Annotated in this window: 15 protein-coding genes; 4 read left to right on the forward strand and 11 right to left on the reverse strand. The window is 71.3% G+C overall.

Features of this window, described 5'->3' with window-relative positions:
* Positions 1 to 92 precede the first annotated feature (92 nt).
* From OG587_RS12410 to OG587_RS12435, 6 genes are all read right to left on the reverse strand, one after another.
* A complete protein-coding gene (locus OG587_RS12410; protein WP_329089862.1) occupies positions 93 to 2,198 on the reverse strand; it encodes a xanthine dehydrogenase family protein molybdopterin-binding subunit in 2,106 nt (701 codons plus the stop codon).
* Entirely contained in the window at positions 2,195 to 3,232 is a 1,038-nt protein-coding gene (locus OG587_RS12415) for an FAD binding domain-containing protein (RefSeq protein ID WP_329089864.1), read from the reverse strand. The genes OG587_RS12410 and OG587_RS12415 overlap by 4 nt, the downstream gene beginning before the upstream one ends.
* Positions 3,229 to 3,819, reverse strand: a complete 591-nt coding sequence (locus OG587_RS12420) for a 2Fe-2S iron-sulfur cluster-binding protein (protein WP_329089867.1) — start codon at positions 3,817 to 3,819, stop codon at positions 3,229 to 3,231. Before OG587_RS12420 ends, OG587_RS12415 begins: the two co-directional genes overlap by 4 nt.
* Before the next feature lie 207 nt (positions 3,820 to 4,026).
* A complete protein-coding gene (locus OG587_RS12425) occupies positions 4,027 to 5,139 on the reverse strand; it encodes an ABC transporter permease (protein ID WP_329089869.1) in 1,113 nt (370 codons plus the stop codon).
* Positions 5,136 to 6,689: a sugar ABC transporter ATP-binding protein gene (locus tag OG587_RS12430; RefSeq protein WP_329089871.1), complete on the reverse strand. Its 1,554-nt coding sequence runs from the start codon at positions 6,687 to 6,689 to the stop codon at positions 5,136 to 5,138. Before OG587_RS12430 ends, OG587_RS12425 begins: the two co-directional genes overlap by 4 nt.
* Positions 6,686 to 7,357, reverse strand: coding sequence for a DUF2291 family protein (locus OG587_RS12435; protein ID WP_329089872.1), 672 nt, complete (start codon positions 7,355 to 7,357; stop codon positions 6,686 to 6,688). Before OG587_RS12435 ends, OG587_RS12430 begins: the two co-directional genes overlap by 4 nt.
* An 838-nt stretch (positions 7,358 to 8,195) precedes the next feature.
* Here OG587_RS12435 and OG587_RS12440 point away from each other — a divergent pair.
* The 3 genes from OG587_RS12440 (at position 8,196) to OG587_RS12450 (ending at position 11,267) form a co-directional block, all read left to right on the forward strand.
* A complete protein-coding gene (locus OG587_RS12440) occupies positions 8,196 to 9,107 on the forward strand; it encodes a hypothetical protein (protein WP_329089873.1) in 912 nt (303 codons plus the stop codon).
* A gap of 13 nt (positions 9,108 to 9,120) precedes the next feature.
* The gene (locus tag OG587_RS12445) at positions 9,121 to 9,978 is read left to right on the forward strand and encodes a class F sortase (RefSeq protein ID WP_329089874.1); all 858 of its coding nucleotides are present in this window, start codon (positions 9,121 to 9,123) and stop codon (positions 9,976 to 9,978) included.
* 143 nt (positions 9,979 to 10,121) lie between these two features.
* Complete coding sequence (locus OG587_RS12450; protein ID WP_329089875.1) at positions 10,122 to 11,267, forward strand: acetyl-CoA C-acetyltransferase; 1,146 nt, start codon at positions 10,122 to 10,124, stop codon at positions 11,265 to 11,267.
* 204 nt (positions 11,268 to 11,471) lie between these two features.
* On the opposite strand, the gene OG587_RS12455 is transcribed toward OG587_RS12450, so the two are convergent.
* From OG587_RS12455 to OG587_RS12475, 5 genes are all read right to left on the reverse strand, one after another.
* Positions 11,472 to 11,663 (reverse strand): hypothetical protein, encoded by a 192-nt coding sequence (locus OG587_RS12455; protein ID WP_329089876.1) that lies wholly within the window; start codon positions 11,661 to 11,663, stop codon positions 11,472 to 11,474.
* Positions 11,664 to 12,020: 357 nt separating this feature from the next.
* A complete protein-coding gene (locus OG587_RS12460) occupies positions 12,021 to 13,430 on the reverse strand; it encodes a sensor histidine kinase (RefSeq protein WP_329089878.1) in 1,410 nt (469 codons plus the stop codon).
* Complete coding sequence (locus OG587_RS12465; protein WP_329089880.1) at positions 13,430 to 14,116, reverse strand: response regulator transcription factor; 687 nt, start codon at positions 14,114 to 14,116, stop codon at positions 13,430 to 13,432. The genes OG587_RS12460 and OG587_RS12465 overlap by 1 nt, the downstream gene beginning before the upstream one ends.
* A 154-nt stretch (positions 14,117 to 14,270) precedes the next feature.
* Positions 14,271 to 14,792 carry a hypothetical protein gene (locus tag OG587_RS12470; RefSeq protein WP_329089884.1) on the reverse strand — a complete coding sequence of 174 codons (522 nt, stop codon included), beginning with the start codon at positions 14,790 to 14,792 and terminating at the stop codon, positions 14,271 to 14,273.
* A 254-nt stretch (positions 14,793 to 15,046) separates the two neighbouring features.
* Positions 15,047 to 15,778 carry a class I SAM-dependent methyltransferase gene (locus OG587_RS12475; protein ID WP_329089885.1) on the reverse strand — a complete coding sequence of 244 codons (732 nt, stop codon included), beginning with the start codon at positions 15,776 to 15,778 and terminating at the stop codon, positions 15,047 to 15,049.
* Positions 15,779 to 16,178: 400 nt separating this feature from the next.
* Between OG587_RS12475 and OG587_RS12480 the strand changes: the two genes are divergently transcribed.
* A complete protein-coding gene (locus tag OG587_RS12480; RefSeq protein WP_329089887.1) occupies positions 16,179 to 18,251 on the forward strand; it encodes an ATP-binding protein in 2,073 nt (690 codons plus the stop codon).
* The last annotated feature ends 105 nt before the right edge of the window (positions 18,252 to 18,356 follow it).

The raw sequence follows: 18,356 nt of genomic DNA on the forward strand, positions 1-18,356 counted from the left end.
TGAGCGGGGCCGGTCTGAGCGGGGCCGGTCTGAGCGGGACCGGCTTGAGCGGGACCGGTCTGAGTGGGACTGGCCTGAGCCAAGGCGTCCCGTCAACGGGCGCGCATGGCCGCCCGTACCCGGTCAAGGGTGATCGGCAGGTCGCGCTGCCGGAAGCCGGTCGCGTGGAAGACGGCGTTGGCGATCGCCGCGGCGGTGCCGACGATCCCCACCTCGCCGATGCCCTTGGCGCCGACCGGGTTGAGCTCGTCGTCCTGCTCGTCGATCCAGTGGGCCTCGATCCCGCGGACGTCGGCGTTCGCCGCGATGTGGTAGCCGGCCAGGTCGTGGTTGACGAAGTCGCCGAACCCGGGGTCCATCTCCAGGGCCTCGTGCAGGGCCATGGAGATCCCCATCGTCATGCCGCCGAGGAACTGCGAGCGCGCCGTCCTGGCGTTGATGATCCGGCCGGCCGCGAAGACCCCGAGCAGCCGCTCGACACGGACCTGCCCGCTGTCGACGTCCACCGTGACCTCGGCGAACTGGGCCCCGAACGAGTGGCGTGAGAAGCGCTTCCAGGCGGCGAGGTCCTCGGTGGTGTCCGCCCGCGCCCCCAGCCCCTCCGGGGGGACCACGCCGGACCGCTCGTCGAGTTCCTTGACCAGCGCACGGCACACCTTGCTCACCGCCCAGCTCCACGAGGAGGTGCCCATGGACCCCCCGGCGAACGGCGCGGGACCGAAGACGCTGCGGCCCACCCTGACCGTGACCCGGTCCATCGGCACCCCGAGCTCGTCGGCGGCCACCTGGGTCAGCGCGGTGCGGGCCCCGGTGCCGATGTCGACCGCGGCGATCTCGACCACGAACCTGCCCGTGGGCTCGGCGTAGGCGGCCGCGGTGGAGGCCATGGTGAAGACGGGGTAGGTCGACGAGGCGACACCGGTCCCGACGAGCCGACGGCCCTCCTCGCGGACACCCGGCGTGGGGTCGCGCCCGGCCCAGCCGAAGCGCGCCGCCCCCTCACGCAGGCAGGCGACCAGGTTGCGGCTGCTGAACGGGAGTCCCGACTCGGGATCGGCCGAGGGCTCGTTGACGATCCGCAGCTGGACGGGATCCATCCCGAGGGTGTACGCCAGCTCGTCCATCGCCGACTCCAGGGCGAACATTCCCGGAGCCTCGCCGGGGGCGCGCATCCACGAGGGGGTCGGCACGTCCAGTCGCAGCAGCCGGTGGGCGGTGTGGCTGTTGGGCGTCGCGTACATCATGCGGCTGGCCGCGACCGTCTGCTCGGTGTACTCGACGAGCTTCGAGCTCTGCTGGAGCGAGTCGTGCCACACCGCGGTCAGCTTGCCGTCCCGTTCGGCCCCCAGGCGTACGCGCTGCACGGTGGGCGTCCGGTAGCTGACGAGCGTGAACATCTGCTGCCGGGTCATCGCCACCTTGACCGGTCGTCTGACGGCGCGGGCGGCCAGCGCGGCGAGCACGGTCGGCGGGCGCGGCACCGCCTTCGATCCGAAACCACCGCCGACGTGGTCCGCGACGACGCTCACCGCGTTCTCGGGAAGGCCGAACAACTCGGCGATCGCGGTCGCCGACATCCACGGTGCCTGGTCGGAGTTGTAGAGCGTCAGGCTCTCGCCCTCCCAGAACGCGATCGTGGCGTGCGGCTCCATCGGGCTGGCGTGCTCGGTCGAGGTCGTGTAGACGGCGTCCACGCCGACCGGCGCCGACGCGAGGGCGCCCTCGACGTCACCCCAGTCGACCGTCCCCGCGAAGCCCGCGTTGGCCTTCCGCGGTGAGAGGATGCGCGGGTCATCGGGATTCAGCACGACGTCGTACTCCTCCTCTCCCTCGTACTCCACGCGTACCGCCGACGCCGCCTCGCAGGCCTCCTCCAGGGTGTTCGCGACCACGGCGGCGACGATCTGCCCTCGGTAGGAGACGTCGGCCGACTGCAGGACGGCCAGCTCGGCGTCCTGCACGGGGCGCAGCCGGGAGACGTTGCGGCTGTCCAGCACGGCGATCACCCCCGGCATGGCCAGCGCGGCGGCGGCGCGGACGGCGCGCACCCGACCCCGGACGATCGTGGACTGCACCGGCCAGGCGTAGACGGCATTCGGTACGGGGTACTCGTACGCGTAGCGGGCCGCGCCGGTGACCTTGTCGCGTCCCTCGATCCTGGCCGGTGCCCCGCCCACCACCTTGTCGAGCGTGGTCATCCCCGCTCCTCCCGTGTGAAATTCCCCGTGGACCCCGTGGACCCCGTCGGTTTTGTGAGATCGCGCACGCTCGCCGCGATCAGGTCGCCGGCGAGTCCGATCTTGAACTCGTTCCGCGGGAGAGGGCGCGCCGCCGCGAACTCCGCCTCCCCGGCCGCCAGCAGCAGCGCCCTGGTCGGCCTGTGGCCGGTCAGCATCCCCTCGGCCTGCCGGGCCCGCCACGGCACCGGGGCCACCCCGCCCAGCGCCAGCCGGATCTCCCGCAGCGAACCGCCGGCCTCGGTCGTGACCACCGCCGCGACCGAGACCACCGCGAACGCGTAGGACCAGCGGTCGCGGACCTTGCGGTACAGCATGGCCGCGCCGTCCGGGGGCGGGGGCAGCTCGACCCCGGTGATCAGGTCACCGGGTTTCAGCACCGTCTCCCGGTCCGGGGTGTCGCCGGGCAGCAGGTAGAAGCGGGAGAGCGGCACCGCCCGCTCGTCGCCTCCCGCGAGCCTGATGTGCACCACGGCGTCGAGGGCGGCCATCGCCACCGCCATGTCGGAGGGGTGGGTGGCCACGCACGTCACGGAGGTGCCGATCACCCCCAGGTCGCGGTGGTCGCCGTCGATCGCCGAGCAGCCGGTCCCCGGGGCGCGCTTGTTGCACGGCTTGGTGACGTCCTGGAAGTACGGGCAGCGGGTGCGCTGCAGCAGGTTCCCACCGGTGGTGGCCATCGACCGCAGCTGCCCGGAGGCCCCGGCCAGCACCGCCTGGGAGAGCGCGGGGAAACGCTCCCTGATGCCCCGGTCGCCGGACAGGTCACTGTTGCGGACCGTCGCGCCGATGAGCACGCTCCCGTCGGCCCGGTGCTCGATCCGGTCGTACGGCAGCCGCGTGACGTCCACCAGCTTCGCCGGCCTGGCCACGCCGAGCTTCATCAGGTCCACGAGGTTGGTGCCGCCGGCCAGGAACATCGCGTCGGTGCCGTCGAGGAGGGCGGTGGCGGCGGCCCCGGGGTCGGTGGCGCGCTCGTAGGTGAAGGGCCTCATCGCGTGCCTCCGCGATTTCGCCCGGCGAGAACCGGCTCCGGGCTTCCCCCGCCGGCCGCGTCGAGGACGGCTTCGACGATCCCGGCGTACGCCCCGCAGCGGCAGAGGTTGCCGCTCATCCGCTCGCGGACCTCCTCGGCGTCCAGGGCGCCGCTGGAGGCGACGCCCGCGGCGACGTCCTCGGTGACGTGGCTCGGCCAGCCCCGTTCCGCCTCGTCGAGCGCGCCGATGGCCGAGCAGATCTGGCCCGGCGTGCAGTAGCCGCACTGGAAGCCGTCGTGGTCGAGGAACGCCCGCTGTACGGGGTGCAGGTCGTCCGTGCGGGCCAGGCCTGCCACCCCCTCGATGGTGAGGATCTCCTGCCCGGCGGCCGTGACGGCGAGCGTCAGGCAACTGTTCACCCGGCGGCCGTCCAGCAGGACCGTGCACGCCCCGCACTGCCCGTGGTCGCATCCCTTCTTCGTCCCGGTCAGCCCGAGATGCTCCCGTAGCGCGTCCAGGAGGGTCACCCGGTTGTCCAGGGAGACGGAGTGGTCGGCACCGTTGATGCGCAGCGTGATATCGCTGCCGAACGCTTCGACTGCCATGCGTTTATCCTGTCAATTCCCTGATGAGGGGTGGATTTCCTATTAATCTGAAAATCCAAAAGAAGCGGCAATCCTGCCGCTTCGAGAATCACGGGGGAGCTAAAGGGGCGCCAAGACCGGCGCGATCCCGGTCCGAGTGGCCCGAGGTGGCTCGGAGCAGCCGGGGCGGCCGGGAGCGGCCCGATGTCAGCCGGCCGGCAGGGCGGGTCAGCCCGGCCGCCTGTCGGCGGCCATCGCCGACGCGGTGGCCCCGCGCCGCTGGAACCGTCGCTGCCCCTGGTCCAGCATCACGGCGAGAACGAGCAAGGCCCCCTTGATGGTGAGCTGCCAGGACGTCGACACGCCCACGAGCACCAGGCCGTCGGAGAGGAAGCCGATGACGAAGGCCCCGATGAGGGTGCCTCGCACCGTGCCGCGCCCTCCGCTCAGCGCGGCGCCGCCGAGGAGCACCGCGGTGATCGCGTTGAGCTCGTACATCTCACCGGCCATCGGCGTCGCCGAGGTCAGCTCCGAGGCGATGATGAGACCCGCGAGCGCGGCACAGGCGCCGGAGATCACATACACGGACATCTTGACGCGTTCGACCGGGACCCCGGAGAGCTCCGCGGCTCGCTCGTTGCCGCCCGCGGCGTACAGCCACCGCCCGAACGGCGTCCTGGTGAGCACCGGCGTGACGACGGCGGCGAGGAAGATCATGATCCAGATCGCCATCGGGAGGCCGAGCGGGCGCCCGTTGCCGAGGACCTCGAAGCCGGTGTTGGCGAGGTCGGGGTTGCCGTCCAGGTTGGGGTAGGTCGAGCCGCCGGAGATCAGCAGCGCGATTCCCCGCGCCACGTACAGCATGCCGAACGTCGCGATGAACGGCGCCACGTTGAAGCGGGTGATGACGATGCCGTTCACCAGGCCGGCGAGCATGCCGACCGCGACGCAGAGCACGATCACGCCCCACACGGGCGGGTAGGCGACCGCGTCGGCGAACCCGAGGTTGAGCCCTTCGAGCAACTCGCCGGCGACGACCCCGGAGAGCCCGATGATCGAGCCCACCGACAGGTCGATGCCGCCCTTGAGGATGACCAGCAGCATGCCGAGCGCGATCACCGCGTTGATCGCGACGTGTTTGGTCATCGTGATGAGGTTCGGCAGGGTGAGAAAGGACTCCGACAGCAGGCCGAAGACCACGACCACGACCACGAGCGCGATGAGCGCCCGCAGCTCGAACAGGCCGTTCACCAGCGACAGACGGCGTGCCTCGGCCGCGGACCTCTTCGGCGGGGAGTGGCCGGGCGAGGCCGGTGCGGGGGACGTTTCCCGAGGTATCACCCCGCTCCCTCCTCGTCCTCGTCCGTGTTGACGGTGGTGCCGTCCGACACCCTCATCAGCTTCTCCCGGGTTATCTCGCCGCGCCGGAACTCGCCGGCGAGGGCTCCGCAGGCGAGCACCAGCAGCCGGTCGGGGACGCGCAGGGCCTCCTCGGCGTCCGAGGTGGTGAAGACGACGGCCATGCCACGTTCCGCCCGTGCGGCCATGAGTTCGAAGATGTCCGCCCTGGCGTCGGTGTCGACGCCGCGGGAGGGCTCGTCCAGCAGGAGTACCCGGGGAGTGGTCAGCAACGCCCTGCCGATGACCACTTTCTGCTGGTCGCCGCCGCTCAGCGACGCGATGGGCGCCTCCGTGCCGTCCCTCCCGACGGCGATGCCGGTGATCATCTGGTTGACGGCGTCCCGCTCGCGGTCACGGGAGACGAGCAGCCGCCGGACGAACCTGCCCAGCCCGGCCAGGGAGAGGTTCTCCCCGACCGACATCGTCTGGACGAGGCCGTCGCGCCGCCGGTCCCCGGGGACCAGGACCATGCCCAGGCCGATGCGGTCGCGAATCCCCGCGCGCTCCAGCGGGACGCCGGAGAGCAGGATCTCGCCCGACTGCGAGGGGATCCGGCCGGCGAGCGCCTCCAGCAACTCGGTGCGGCCCGAGCCCGTCATGCCGTAGATCCCCACGATCTCGCCCTCCCTGACGGTCAGGGAGAGATCGTCGATCGCGAGCCGGCCGGGATTGGCCGGGTCGGCCACCACGAGGCCGCGCAGCGCCAGCACCTCCGCCCCGGTGGCCGGGGTGTGGTGCGGGAACAGGTCGCCCTGGTCGCGGTCGGTCGTCCGCTCCACGATCCACCGGACGTCGACGTTCTCGGCGTCCGCCGTGGCGATCAGCCGCCCGTCCCGCAGGACGGCGACGTCGTCGGCGATCTCCAGCGCCTCCTCCAGGTGCGCGGAGACGTAGACGATCGCCACCCCGTTCGCGGTCAGCTCCCTGATGACCCGGAACAGGACCTCGATCTCCGGGGCGGTGAGCGCCGAGGTGGGCTCGTCCATGATCAGCACTCGGGCCTCCTGGAGGAGCGCCCGCGCGATCTCGACGATCTGCTGCTCGCCCGGCGTCAGGTCACCGACCAGCAGGCCGGGATCCAGATACTCCTCCAGGCTGTGGAGGATCGCCGCGGTGGTGGCCCGCTGGGACGAGCGGTCGATCACCCAGGGACCCCCGCAGATCTCCCGGGCCAGGAACAGGTTGTCCTGGATGCTTAGGTTTGGGCAGAGGCTGAGCCCCTGGTGGACGATCGAGACACCCCGGTCGGCGGCGTCGCGGGGCGACACGAATCTGACGGGCTCGCCGTCGAGCTCGACATGGCCGGCGGTGGGGCGCTCGATCCCGGAGAGGATCCTCATCAGGGTCGACTTGCCGGCCCCGTTCTCGCCGAACAGCGCGGTCACCCGGCCGGCGGCGACGTCGAAGTCGACTCCCCTGAGCGTGGGCGTGTCCCCGTACACCTTGGTGACGTCACGGGCGCTCAGGACGTTGACGGCCGGGGTCCTCACGAAGTCTCCTTGATCGAGACCGGGGTGATGGTCACGACGGAGGGGGTGAGGAAGCTGAAGGCCCCGACGAAGGAGATCTTCTTGCCCTTCAGCCCCGGCGCGTCCAGGTGCTTCAGCAGCTTCTCCCGCATCTGGTCGTTCAGCGCGGTGGCGGCGTCGGCGTACTCCACCTGGTTGAGGAACTGCTCGAAGGTGATGAACCCGACCACGTCCCGCAGCGCCGTGCCGTTGATGACCGGACCGACCTGTAGCGACACCCGGGTGTGGGGAGGCAGCCCCCGTACGGCCACGGGCATCAGCCCCGACTCCACCGCCCCGGCCGTTCCGGTGCCCTTGACCGCGAAGTTGTAGGGGCCGTTGCCCTGCCGGACGCCGTACTGCTTTTCGGCCCCCTTCATGTCGTCGGTCATGGCCCTCACCAGTACGGGCAGCTCGACGGCCTTTCTCTCGACCACGGGCACGACCTTGTCCTCGTACGTCCGCGCTCCGTACACGGTCGGGTCGAACCGCCTGGGACCCGCCGCGACCGATTCCGCCGGACGGTACTGGGTGCTGAACCCGATGGCCGCCAGGAGGGCCGTCGCGAGGGCGACGGCGATCCATCTCGCCGGGATCCGCCGGCGGGGCAACTGCCCGCCGCGCGCCTGCGATGCAACCGGCGTGCTCATCTCAATCCTTCCGGTGGGGAAATCTCAGGGGAGACGCTGATTCGTCCGCTGGGAGCGAGTCCCGGGGAGGGGCTCGCGGCCGAGCGGGGGAGGGGGCTGCCGGGGGAGCCCGGGGATGGTCGTCACCGTGTCGTCACCGCACGGAGGGGGCGTTCGGCGGGCGCGCCGTGCCACCGGGGAGTCCTCGGCCCTTCGGCCCTTCGGCGCGGAGAGATCCACGCGGTTCGCCGGACCGAGGGCGCGGTGGATGCTCTTCATGACCCGTATATCCGCTCGTGTGCCCTTCATCGAATCCTCTCCGAACGGGAACCGGCCGAGTCGCCACCGCGACCCGCATCGCGTGGGGTGCGGGCGACCGGGCCGATGATCACCGTGTCCGTGTCGATGAAATATTTCAGCAACCCAGAGGGGTATTCGGAGCGTCCGAATTGGGCTCATCGCAGGTTCCAGCCTGCCCGATGATGCTCCGCGGATGGTGATCTCCAGGACTGGTATCACCAGTCTTGACCTGGTCTTTTCCATATATCCAGACACTGATTGCCGATACCGGACCGCCGGTCCATCGGACGGCCGGGTGCGCGGCGAGTCCCTCGGCCGGACTTCGGGAGACGTCTTCGCCCCGTCCGGGGTCCAACAGGGGCCCTACCCGACCCACCACTGAGGGCTTTACCGATGTACGGTGTCGTTTGCTGTGGGATAGATGGGAATTTGTGTCCGTTTAGCCGACTTGCTCGCGTGTCCCGGTCTCTGTTCGTAGGATCTATGCCGAACCTTGACCACAATCTGTAGGCCTCGGCGGCCGGTGCGCCGGTCGATCAATCTGGAACGAGGAGAAACTGTGCTGAAGTCCAAGACGCGGCTGCGCGTCGCGGTCAAGACAGCCGTGATCGCTGCGGCGGGCGCAGTCATCTTCGGTGCGTTCCCCGCGCTCGCCTCCATCTACGCCGCGCCCAAACCGGTCGCGTACAGCTGCACGGTCCCCGGCGCGGCGTCACCGTCGGCGACGCAGACGTTCCAGATGGAGCTCACCGGTCCGACGTCGGCGGTGACGAACTCCCCCGTCGTGGCGACCTGGAAGATTGCCCCGACCGGCACCGTCGTCGCGCCTACGGTCATCCCCGCGTCCCTGTCTCTCATTCTCGACGCCGACGTGCAGATCGACGCGACTCCCGCGGGGGTCCTCGCGGTTCCCTCCGAGCTTCGCCCGGTCGCCGTCACCGCTCCCGCCGCGGCGATGACGTCCGGCCAGCCGCTCACCCTGCCGACGCTGGTGGTCACGGCGACTCCCAGCGCGACCGGCGTCGTGGCCTTCAAGCCCGACTCCTTCAGCCTGCTCTTCGGCCCCGCGGCGGGAGCCACGGCCGCCGACGTCGAGGTGCTGGTGTGCAACCTTCTGGCCGACACCCAGGCGTCCGCCCAGGCCTCCGCCGCCGCGCTGCGGGTGACCGTGGGAACGGGCACTCCCAGCCAGTCGGCCAGCCCGACCCCCACCCCGACGCCGACCCCCACCCCGACCACCACGACCCCCAGGGCGACGCCGACGCTCACCGTCACCCAGACCAGGACCTCCTCCTCGAACCCCAACCCCGACGAGCAGATCGACGAGACCCCCAAGGGTGCGGCCTCCACGGGTGGCGGCGGCGACTCCGGGCCCGACGCTCGGATGATCATGCTCAGCGGCGTGCTGATGGTGGGGCTCGCCGGGATCGGCGGGCTTGTGCTGCGGCGTCGCACCGCCGGTCGCGGCTGATCGGGGTGGCCGGATGACCACCCCACCTCCGGGCGGCTGGCCGCCCCCCGGGCATCCCCAGGGTCCGGCGCCCCACTACCGGCCGGTCCCGGTCCAGCCGCCGTATCCGTCGCCGGGCCACCAGGGGTACGGCCCGCCGTACGAGGAGTGGCCGCCGGGGCGGGAGCCCCTCGGCGGCGGCCGGATGATGCGGTCGGTGCTCATCCTGGCCGGGATCGCCGGGGTGGTCACGGTGCTGGTGGGCCTGCTCTACATGCTGGCCGCGCCCGAGGAGTACGGCCTGGCCGACCAGCGCACCACCCTGCCGCCCCGGGACCTGGCGGCCGCGGCACCTGCGAACCCCTACTTCCAGGCGCCCCCGACCGTGCCGCCGCCGCTGCCCAGCCTGCCCGCGGCCCCGGCCATGCAGCCCTCCTCCCCGGTGCGCCTGGTCATCCCGCGGCTCGGGGTCAACGCGCCGGTCGAGTCCGTCGGGCTCGACAAGAAGGGTGCCATCGAGGTGCCGCCGATCGCCAACCCGAACCTGGTCGGCTGGTACCGCTCGGGCCCCACCCCCGGTGAGGCGGGCCCCGCGATCATGCTCGGGCACAAGGACACGCGCTCGGGAAGCGCGGTGTTCAGCCGCCTCCACGAGATCCGCAACGGCGACGTCATCGAGGTGCACCGCAAGGACGGGATCGTCGCCGTCTACACCGTCGGCGGCCTGGAGCAGGCGGAGAAGTCGGTGTTCCCGACACAGCGGGTGTACGGCCAGTCGCCGACCCCGCAGCTGCACCTGATCACGTGCGGCGGCGTCTACAACCGCGCGACCGGTCACTACACCGACAACGTCATCGCCTACGCGACCATGACGAGCACCAGGAAGGCCTGAGCGGCGCCGCTTAAGGCGCGACCGTCCCCGCCGCCGCGCGGACGGCTCCCGTCGGGGCGCGGACAAAGGTTCTGTTGTAACCTCCTAATAACCGAACATTGCTCGGTTTCGCAGGCAGCTCGGTCCCGCAAGCAGGAGGCACTGTGGCAGAGGCGTACATCGTCGGGGCGGTCCGCAGCCCCGTCGGCAAGAAGAAGGGCGGTCTGTCCACCGTCCACCCCACCGATCTGGCCGCGCACACCCTCGGCGCGCTCGTCGAGCGCACGGGCGTCGACCCGTCCGCGGTCGAAGACGTGATCATGGGCTGTGTCATGCAGTTCGGCCCGCAGAGCATGGACATCGCGCGCAACGCGTGGCTGTCGGCGGGCCTCCCGGAGAACGTCGCCGGTGTGACCATCGACCGCCAGTGCGGCTCCTCCCAGCAGTCGATCCACTTCGCGGCCCAGGGCGTGCTCTCCGGCACCCAGGACCTCGTCGTGGCCGCCGGAGTGGAATCCATGAGCATCGTCCCCATGGGGTCGAGCATCACCACCGCCCTGGAGAAGGGGATGCCCTTCCCCTTCGGGGAGAAGTGGGTGGAGCGGTACGGCAAGCAGGAGATCTCCCAGTTCCGCGGCGCGGAACTCATGTGCCAGAAGTGGGGCCTCAAGCGCGAGGAGCTGGAGCGGTTCGCGTACGAGAGCCACCAGCGGGCCTCGAAGGCCGTCGCGAACGGCTATTTCAGGGACCAGATCGCCCCGATCAACGGTGTCGAGGACGACGAGGGCCCGCGCCCGGACACCACGCTGGAGAAGATGGCGTCGCTGAGGACGCTGAAGGAGGACGGCATGATCACGGCCGCCACCTCCTCGCAGATCTCCGACGGCTCGGGAGCGCTCCTGATCGCCTCCGAGCAGGCCGTCCGCGACCACAACCTGACCCCCAGGGCGCGCATCGTCACCCTGGCGCTCACCGGCGACGACCCGGTCTACATGCTGACCGCGCCGATCCCGGCGACGCGGAAGGCGCTGAAGAGGGCGGGCCTGTCCATCGAGGACATCGACGTCACCGAGATCAACGAGGCGTTCGCCCCCGTCCCACTGGCGTGGATCAACGACCTGGGCGCCGACCCGGCCAAGGTCAACCCGAACGGCGGCGCGATCGCCCTGGGCCACCCACTGGGCGGCACCGGCGCGATCCTGATGACCAAACTCCTGCACGAGCTGGAGCGGACCGGTGGCCGGTACGGGCTGCAGACGATGTGCGAGGGCGGCGGCCAGGCCAACGTCACGATCATCGAGCGTCTGTGACGCCGGTGCCCGCGACGGCCTGAGCCGATGGGGCGTCCGAGGTGCTCTGGGTGTCCGTGAGGTGCCGGTGAGGGGTCCGCGAGGTGCGGAAAGCCCCGGTCCGGCGACGGCCTGAGCCGACGGGGTGCCCGTGAGGGGCCGTGAGGTGGGAAAGCCCCGGTCCTGGGAATCCAGGGCCGGGACTTTCCTCGAAGGGGCCGCGGGTCAGCGGCCACCCTTGCCGGGGATCCGGCGCGGCTGCTGCGTCGGCCTCATCGGCATCGGGGGCATCGGCATCTGCCGGGGCGCCGCGGGCACGACGTGCTCGGGGAGCGGGGTGCGGGGCTTGGCGGTTTTGGCGGTCCTGGACTTCCCGCCACGCTTCTGAGCGGACTTCTGGACAGGATGAATTCGCATATGGACTCCTTGGGAAATGTGACGACGCGGCGCGATCCCGGGTCGGACAACTCAGCTGCCGCGTCAGACGAACGGGGCCAGAGGGCTGAGTGCGGGCGGATCAGCGAGGGCTGATCGACGCCGGCTCTTAGGAGTTAATCCACATGCGGACGAACATATGACGCCCCCGCCGAGGCGCGCAACCCATTTGTTCGCCGCCTTCTCCGGAGCACGCCGGACCGGTGGGACCGGCGGTGATCACCTGGCGAAACCGGCCGGTCCCGCCGGGATCCCCACGGTGAAACGGCTGACCCCGGCCGACCCCGGACCGCGAAACCGGCCGGTCCCGCCGGAACTCCCACGGTGAAACGGCTGATCTCAGGCGGCGAAACCGGCCGGTCCCGCCGGGGCGGGACGCTCGGGAAGCTCGACGTGAACGCGGGTGCCCTCGCCGGGGACCGAGGTGATCCAGCAGCCGCCCCCGTGCGCGTCGGTGATCGCCTTGACGATCGACAGCCCCAGCCCGGCGCCGTCGGGCAGCCGCTCCCCGCCCCGGTGGAAGCGGTCGAAGGCCCTGTCCACCTGCTCGGCGGACATCCCGGGGCCGTCGTCGGAGACCTCGATCAGCGCGCCGCCGTGTGACCGCCGCTCGACCCGTACGGTGGCCGTGGTCCCCGCGGGCGTGTGCGCCCGCACGTTCGCCAGGAGGTTGACCAGGATCTGCCGGATCCTGGCCTCGTCGGCGATGACGGTCAGCGACTCCGGGGCGTCGACGACGATCAGCGACTCCGGCTCGATGGCCGTGCAGTCCGCGCTCACGTCACGCGCCACCGAGGCCAGATCGGTCTCCGTGGGCTGGAGCCCGGCGTTCCTGTCCAGCCGGGCGAGGTCGAGCATCTGGCTGACGAGATCACCCATCCGGGTGGCCTCGTCCTCGATCCTGCCCATGATCCTGGGCATGTCCTCGGCGCGCAGCGCCCCGGTCCGGTAGAGCTCGGCGTACCCCCGGATGGTGGACAGCGGGGTCCGCAGCTCGTGCGAGGCGTCCGCGGCGAAGCGGCGGACGCGCTCCTCCGACGCCCACCGATCTCTGAAGGCTCCCGCGATCCGGTCGAGCAGCAGGTTCACGGCCGTGCCGATCCGCCCGACCTCCGAGGGCCCCTCGGGCATGCGGACCGACAGGTCGCCCTCCCCGGCCATGTGGTACGCCGCCCCGGCGATCCTGGCCAGCGGCGAGAGACCCCTGGTGATCAGGGCGCGGCCCGCGAGCGCCAGCACCAGGATCAGCGCGCCGCCGGTGAGCAGCTCGGCGATGACGAGCCGGCGGATCGGGGCCTCGACGGACTCCAGCGGGACGGCGACGACCACCAGCCGGTTGCCCTGCCTGGCCTCGGCCACCCGTGCGATCATGCGCTGGTCGCCCACCGTGTCGAGGGTGAACGCCTCCCCGCTCTCGGCCTGGGCCCTCAGCCGGGCGACACCGAGCGCCTCCACCAGCTGCGGTACGGTCGCGGCGGCGGGCGCGTCCCCGTTGACGAGCCTGGCCCGGCCCGAGGTGAGGTTCATCGCGGCCACGGCGTAGGTGGACCCGGTCAGGGTCTGCGCGAGCTGGCCGCCGGGGGCGGCGACGATCCGCTTGGCGGCGGTCGCGGTGGCCGCCCGCAGCTGCCCGTCGAGCCTTTCCATCAGGTGCCCGCGCAGGACGAGGACGCTCACGATGGACAGCATCACCAGCAGGACCGTGCTCACCGCGAGCAGGCCGGCGAGCAGCCGTGCCCTGAGCGACATCAGGCGCTCTGGGGCGGGCGCAGCGCGTAACCGACCCCGCGCTGGGTGTGGATCAGCGGCGGGCCGAGCGGGTCGAGCTTGCGGCGCAGGTAGGAGATGTACGTCTCGACGACCTGCGACGAACCCCCGTAGCCCCAGACGTGCTCCAGCAGCTGGCGCTTCGTCAGGACCAGGCCGGGATGTTCCATCAGGAAGGCGAGCAGCCGGAACTCGGTGGGGGAGAGGTCCAGTGTGACTCCGGCCCGCCGCGCCTCCCAGCGCGCCTCGTCGAGCTCCAGGTCCGCCACCCGGAGCGTCCCGCCCGGGTCGTCGGAGACGGTCGTCCTGCGGAGCACCGCCCGCACGCGGGCGACGAGGGCCTCGACCGAGAAGGGCTTGGTGACGTAGTCGTCGCCGCCCAGGGTGAGGCCGCGCACGGTGTCGGTGGAGGTGTCCCTGGCCGTCAGGAAGATCACCGGGGTGTGCAGGCCCGCGGTCCTGATCCTCCGGCACACCTCGAAGCCGTCGACGTCGGGGAGCATCACGTCGAGCACGATCAGCGCGGGGGGAACGCCCTCCACCGCGGCGAGGGCCTCCCCGCCGGTCGCCACGCCCTTCACCCCGAAGCCGTGGAAGCGCAGGGCGACCTCGACGATGTCACGGATGTTGGGGTCGTCCTCGACGACGAGGATGGTGCGCTCATTCATGGAGGCCCCATTCTTGCCTACTGACCCGGGTTTCGTCCCAGTTCGTAGCTGTTAGTCCTTAATCGAAGGCCGCCGCGAAGCGGTGGAATCCCGGCGCATCTCGGTGACCCCACCGCTTCACGGTCAGCTTCCGCCAGGCCTCCGGGGTCCCCGGTCAGCTTCCCGGCGTGGGAGCGGGGGTGGTGGCCGGCGGGTCCAGGAGGGCGCGGTTACGCGGCACGAACACCGCGGCGGCCGTCGGGTCGGTCGAGGTGGGGACGCCGATCACGAAGACCCCGTCACCGACGACCAGCTTGGTCAGGTCGGCGCGGACGCCGATCCTGCGGATCCTCGTGGACGTGTCGAGGTTCCAGTTCCAGACGAGGCCGTCCTTGCTCTTGACGGTCAGCTTGTTCTCGCCCTTGGCGGTGATCACGCCTCGCTGCCAGGTGTACTCGATGAACTTCGCACCCTTGTCCCTGACGGTGGCCCGTCCGTGGATGCCGACCACCCACAGGTTGTAGTGGGAGCGCAGCCTCGGTCCGCGAAGCGTGGAGTCGGCCTTGAGCAGCTGGTCGGCGATGGCGGTCACGCCGGTCGGCACCGGGGGAGCCGTGTCGGTCGCCCAGGCGGTGGAGCCCGTCAGCATGATCGACGCCGTAATGGCCGCGGCGCCGAGTGCCAGTTTCCTCTTCATGGTGGTCCTTCCGGGAACGCCTCCCGACGGGGAGACGTCGATCAGGCAATCGTCCCGGGCTGTGATCTTTGAAGGAGGATCCTGGGAATTCCATGAGAGCCTTGAAAGTGAGGGCCTCGACCATGTTCGGCCATGCTCGACCGTGGGAGCCCCGACTGTGAAGGTCCCGACTGTGAAGGTCCCGGAAAAGCCGCGCGCGGTGCCGCCCCGGAGATCCGGGAGCCGCACCGCGCGGGTTGACGCGGGTGTGCGGGTTACTTGGGCACGCGGGCGACGCAGAAGACGGTCTGCCCGAACGGCGGGCGGACGAAGCGCTCGATGAGGCGGGTCAGCGGCACCACCGTACGGTCGTAGATCTTGACCAGGCGGGGATCGGGGTAGCCGACGCCCCCGCGGCGGACAGCGGCCCACCAGGCGATGCCGCCCAGGAAGTTGATCGGCTTGAGCACGTCGATGTCCAGGCCCGCCTTGGAGACCGTGCTGCGCAGGGTGGCGGGGGTGTAGCGGGTGACGTGGCCGACCTTGCGGTCGAAGTCTCCGTACAGCTGCATGTAGCCGGGCACCCAGATGACGATCCGGCCGCCGGGGAGGGTGACCCTGGCGAGCGAGCGCAGGGCCTCGACGTCGTCCTCGATGTGCTCCAGGACGTTCATCATCACGACGGTGTCGACCTTCTCACCGATCGGGATCTCGGTCGGCAGGCCGAACTGGAGCACGTCGATGTCGTCGCGGCCCTCGAAACGCTTCTCCAGCTGCTCCACGCAGTAGGGGTCGAAATCGCTGACCACCAGCCGGTCGAGGCGGGGCAGGAAGGCCTCGGCGAAGTGGCCCAGCCCGGAGCCGATCTCCAGCATGGACCGGCCCACGTGCGGGGCGACCATGTCGAGCTCGTACTGCCGGTAGTTCTTGGCCTCGTCCCCACCCAGGTGGTTCTCCAGGGCCTCGTCACCGGCCGCGGGTTGCACTACGCGGTCATACCCAGACATGCGGTTCCGTCCAGCTCGCTTACGGAAAGGCCGGGGCGAGGCCGCGGCCAGGGACAGCCAGAGTCTAGTGGCGCTTCCCTCACGGCGACCCCTCAAACGCCTCACGGCCGGTGCCGCCCCTCCGCGACGAGCGCTCTTACGGCGAGTTCACGACGAGCGCCGGCGGGACTCGGCGGGCGATACGCCCCCCGTCCCCGCCCCGATTACCGGCTCCGCCGAATCAGCCATAAAGCACCAGCATTTCCGCGCTTCACGCCGTACGGAGGAAGTTCGACCTCGACCCGGCGGTGAGATTTGCACCGGAGGACAAGGAAACCCCCCTCGGAAATGGCGGTCCGACCGGTTCGTGATTTGGAAAGGGTGCGATTCCCGGTGAGTGGAAAAAAAGGAGCGCGAATCGATGGAACAGACCCAGTGGTGGCGCGGGAACCTGCCCGCGGAGACGAACGGCCTCATCGGCAGGGAAGGCGAGGTGCGACGGCTGCTGAAGCTCCTGGCCGACACGCCGCTGACCACGGTCACCGGTGTCGGCGGCATCGGCAAGTCACGAATCGCGGTCAGGGCCGCGCGGGAGTGCCAGGAGCACCACCCGGACGGCACCTGGCTGGTGGAGCTCTCCGGCGAGCGCAACGGCGATCTGCTCGCCCACACGGTCGCGGCCGTCCTCGGGCTCCCGGAGCGGTCCGCGCGGTCGCAGACCGGGACGCTCGTCGAGTTCCTCGCGAGCAGGAGACTCCTGCTGATCCTCGACGCCTGCGAGTACCTCCTGCCCGCCTGCCGCGACCTCGTCGCGGAGATCCTGGCGGCGGCGCCCGGCGTACGGATCATCGCGACCTCCCACCGGCCGCTCGGGTTGCCGCAGGAGGCGCTGCTCCCCGTCGAGCCCCTCGAGGCACCCGCCCCGAGGGGCCGGCGGACGAGGGACGCGGCCCCGGAGGGTACGGGGACGCGAGACGCGGAGGAGAACGACGCGCTGCGGCTCTTCCTCGACCGGGCCGGGACCGTGGTGCCCGGCCTGGAGACGACCGAGGCCGGTATGGCGGCCGCGGCCAGGATCTGCCGTCGGCTGGACGGCGTACCGCTCGCCGTCGAGCTGGCCGCCGGATGGCTGGGGTCCCTGCCGCTGGAGCGGCTCGCCGACCACCTGGAGGACCGCTTCGAGGTCCCCTCCGGCTGGACACCGACTCCCCGCCACCGGATCGTGCGCGCCGCGATCGGCCGGAGCCACGAGCTGTGCGACCCGGGGGAGCGCCTGCTCTGGGCCAGGCTCTCGGTTTTCGCGGGAGGCTTCGACACGGCCGCCGCCGAGTGGGTGTGCGGCGACGAGCAGCTGGGCGACGTACCGGGCCTGCTGGCGAGCCTGGCGAAGAGGTTTCTCCTGATCCCCGTGCCCGGCGGCTACCGGCAGCCCGCCACGGTCAGGGACTACGGCAGGGAGCGGCTCGCCCTGCTCGGCGACGGGGCCCGGCTGGCGCAGCGGCACCGCTACCACTACCTCGACCTGGCACGCAGGGCCGAGGCCGACTGGTACGGCCCGGGGCAGGAGGAGTGGGCCGCCAGGCTCGCCTTCTCCATGACCGACCTCCGCCTCGCCCTCGACCCCGCCTCCCCGACGTCCGTCGAGCTCGCGGGAACGCTCTGGATCCTCTGGTTCTGCCTGGGCCGGCTGAACGAGGGCCGCTACCACATGGCGCGGGCGATCGAGGCGGCCCCCGTCACCGATCCCGGGCTGCCCAGGCTCCTGTGGGCCGACGGCTGCGTGGCGATCGCGCAGGGAGAGCTGGAGGTGGGCCGGCGCCGGGCGGAGGCGGCACTGTCCGCGGCCCTCGACTGGGGTGACTACGCGGCGGCCGGGCACGCCCAGCTCCGGCTGGCCTGCAGTTCCCTGCGCTCCGGCGCCCTGGAGGACGTCGAACCCTGCGTGGAGCTCGTACGCGAGTACTTCCGCCGCGCCGAGGCCGCCACCGTCAGCGAACCCCTCGCCCTGGTGACCGCGGCGACGGCGGTCACCTGGCGCGGCGAGTTCCACAGGGCCGTCTCCGTGCTCAAGGAGGTGCAGCGGCTCTGCGACGCGCGCGGCGAGCGCTGGGCCCGCGCCTGCGGCGACTACGTCCTGTCCATCGCCCAGCTGGGCCTCGGCCGGGTGGCCGAGGCCGCGGAGGCCGCCCGGCAGTCGCTCGACGTCAAGTGGCGCCTGCGCGACGCCACCGGCGTGGCACTGGCGGTCGACCAGCTCGCGGTGATCGCCGCGGTCGAGGGCGACGGTCGCCGCACGGCCAGGCTCCAGGGGGTGGGGGTACGGCTGTGGGCCACCTTCGGGCTCAAGGGCTTCGGCTCGGGGGGCATGTCCGAGCCGCGGACCGTCGCCGAGCGGACGGCCAGGCAGCTGCTCGGCGACGAGACCTACGACGCGGCCTTCGCCGAGGGCTACGAGGCCGACCCGGACGCGGCGGTCGCCTACGCCCTCCACTGACGGCTCCCGCCTCCCTTCTCCCGGGCGTCCTGCCCGCCTCCCTCACGTTGGGCGTCCCGCCCGCCGCCCTCTTCCGGACACCGCGTTCCGGGCACCGCGTCCACA

This window comes from Streptosporangium sp. NBC_01469 (genome assembly GCF_036227305.1).
Lineage (GTDB): Bacteria > Actinomycetota > Actinomycetes > Streptosporangiales > Streptosporangiaceae > Streptosporangium.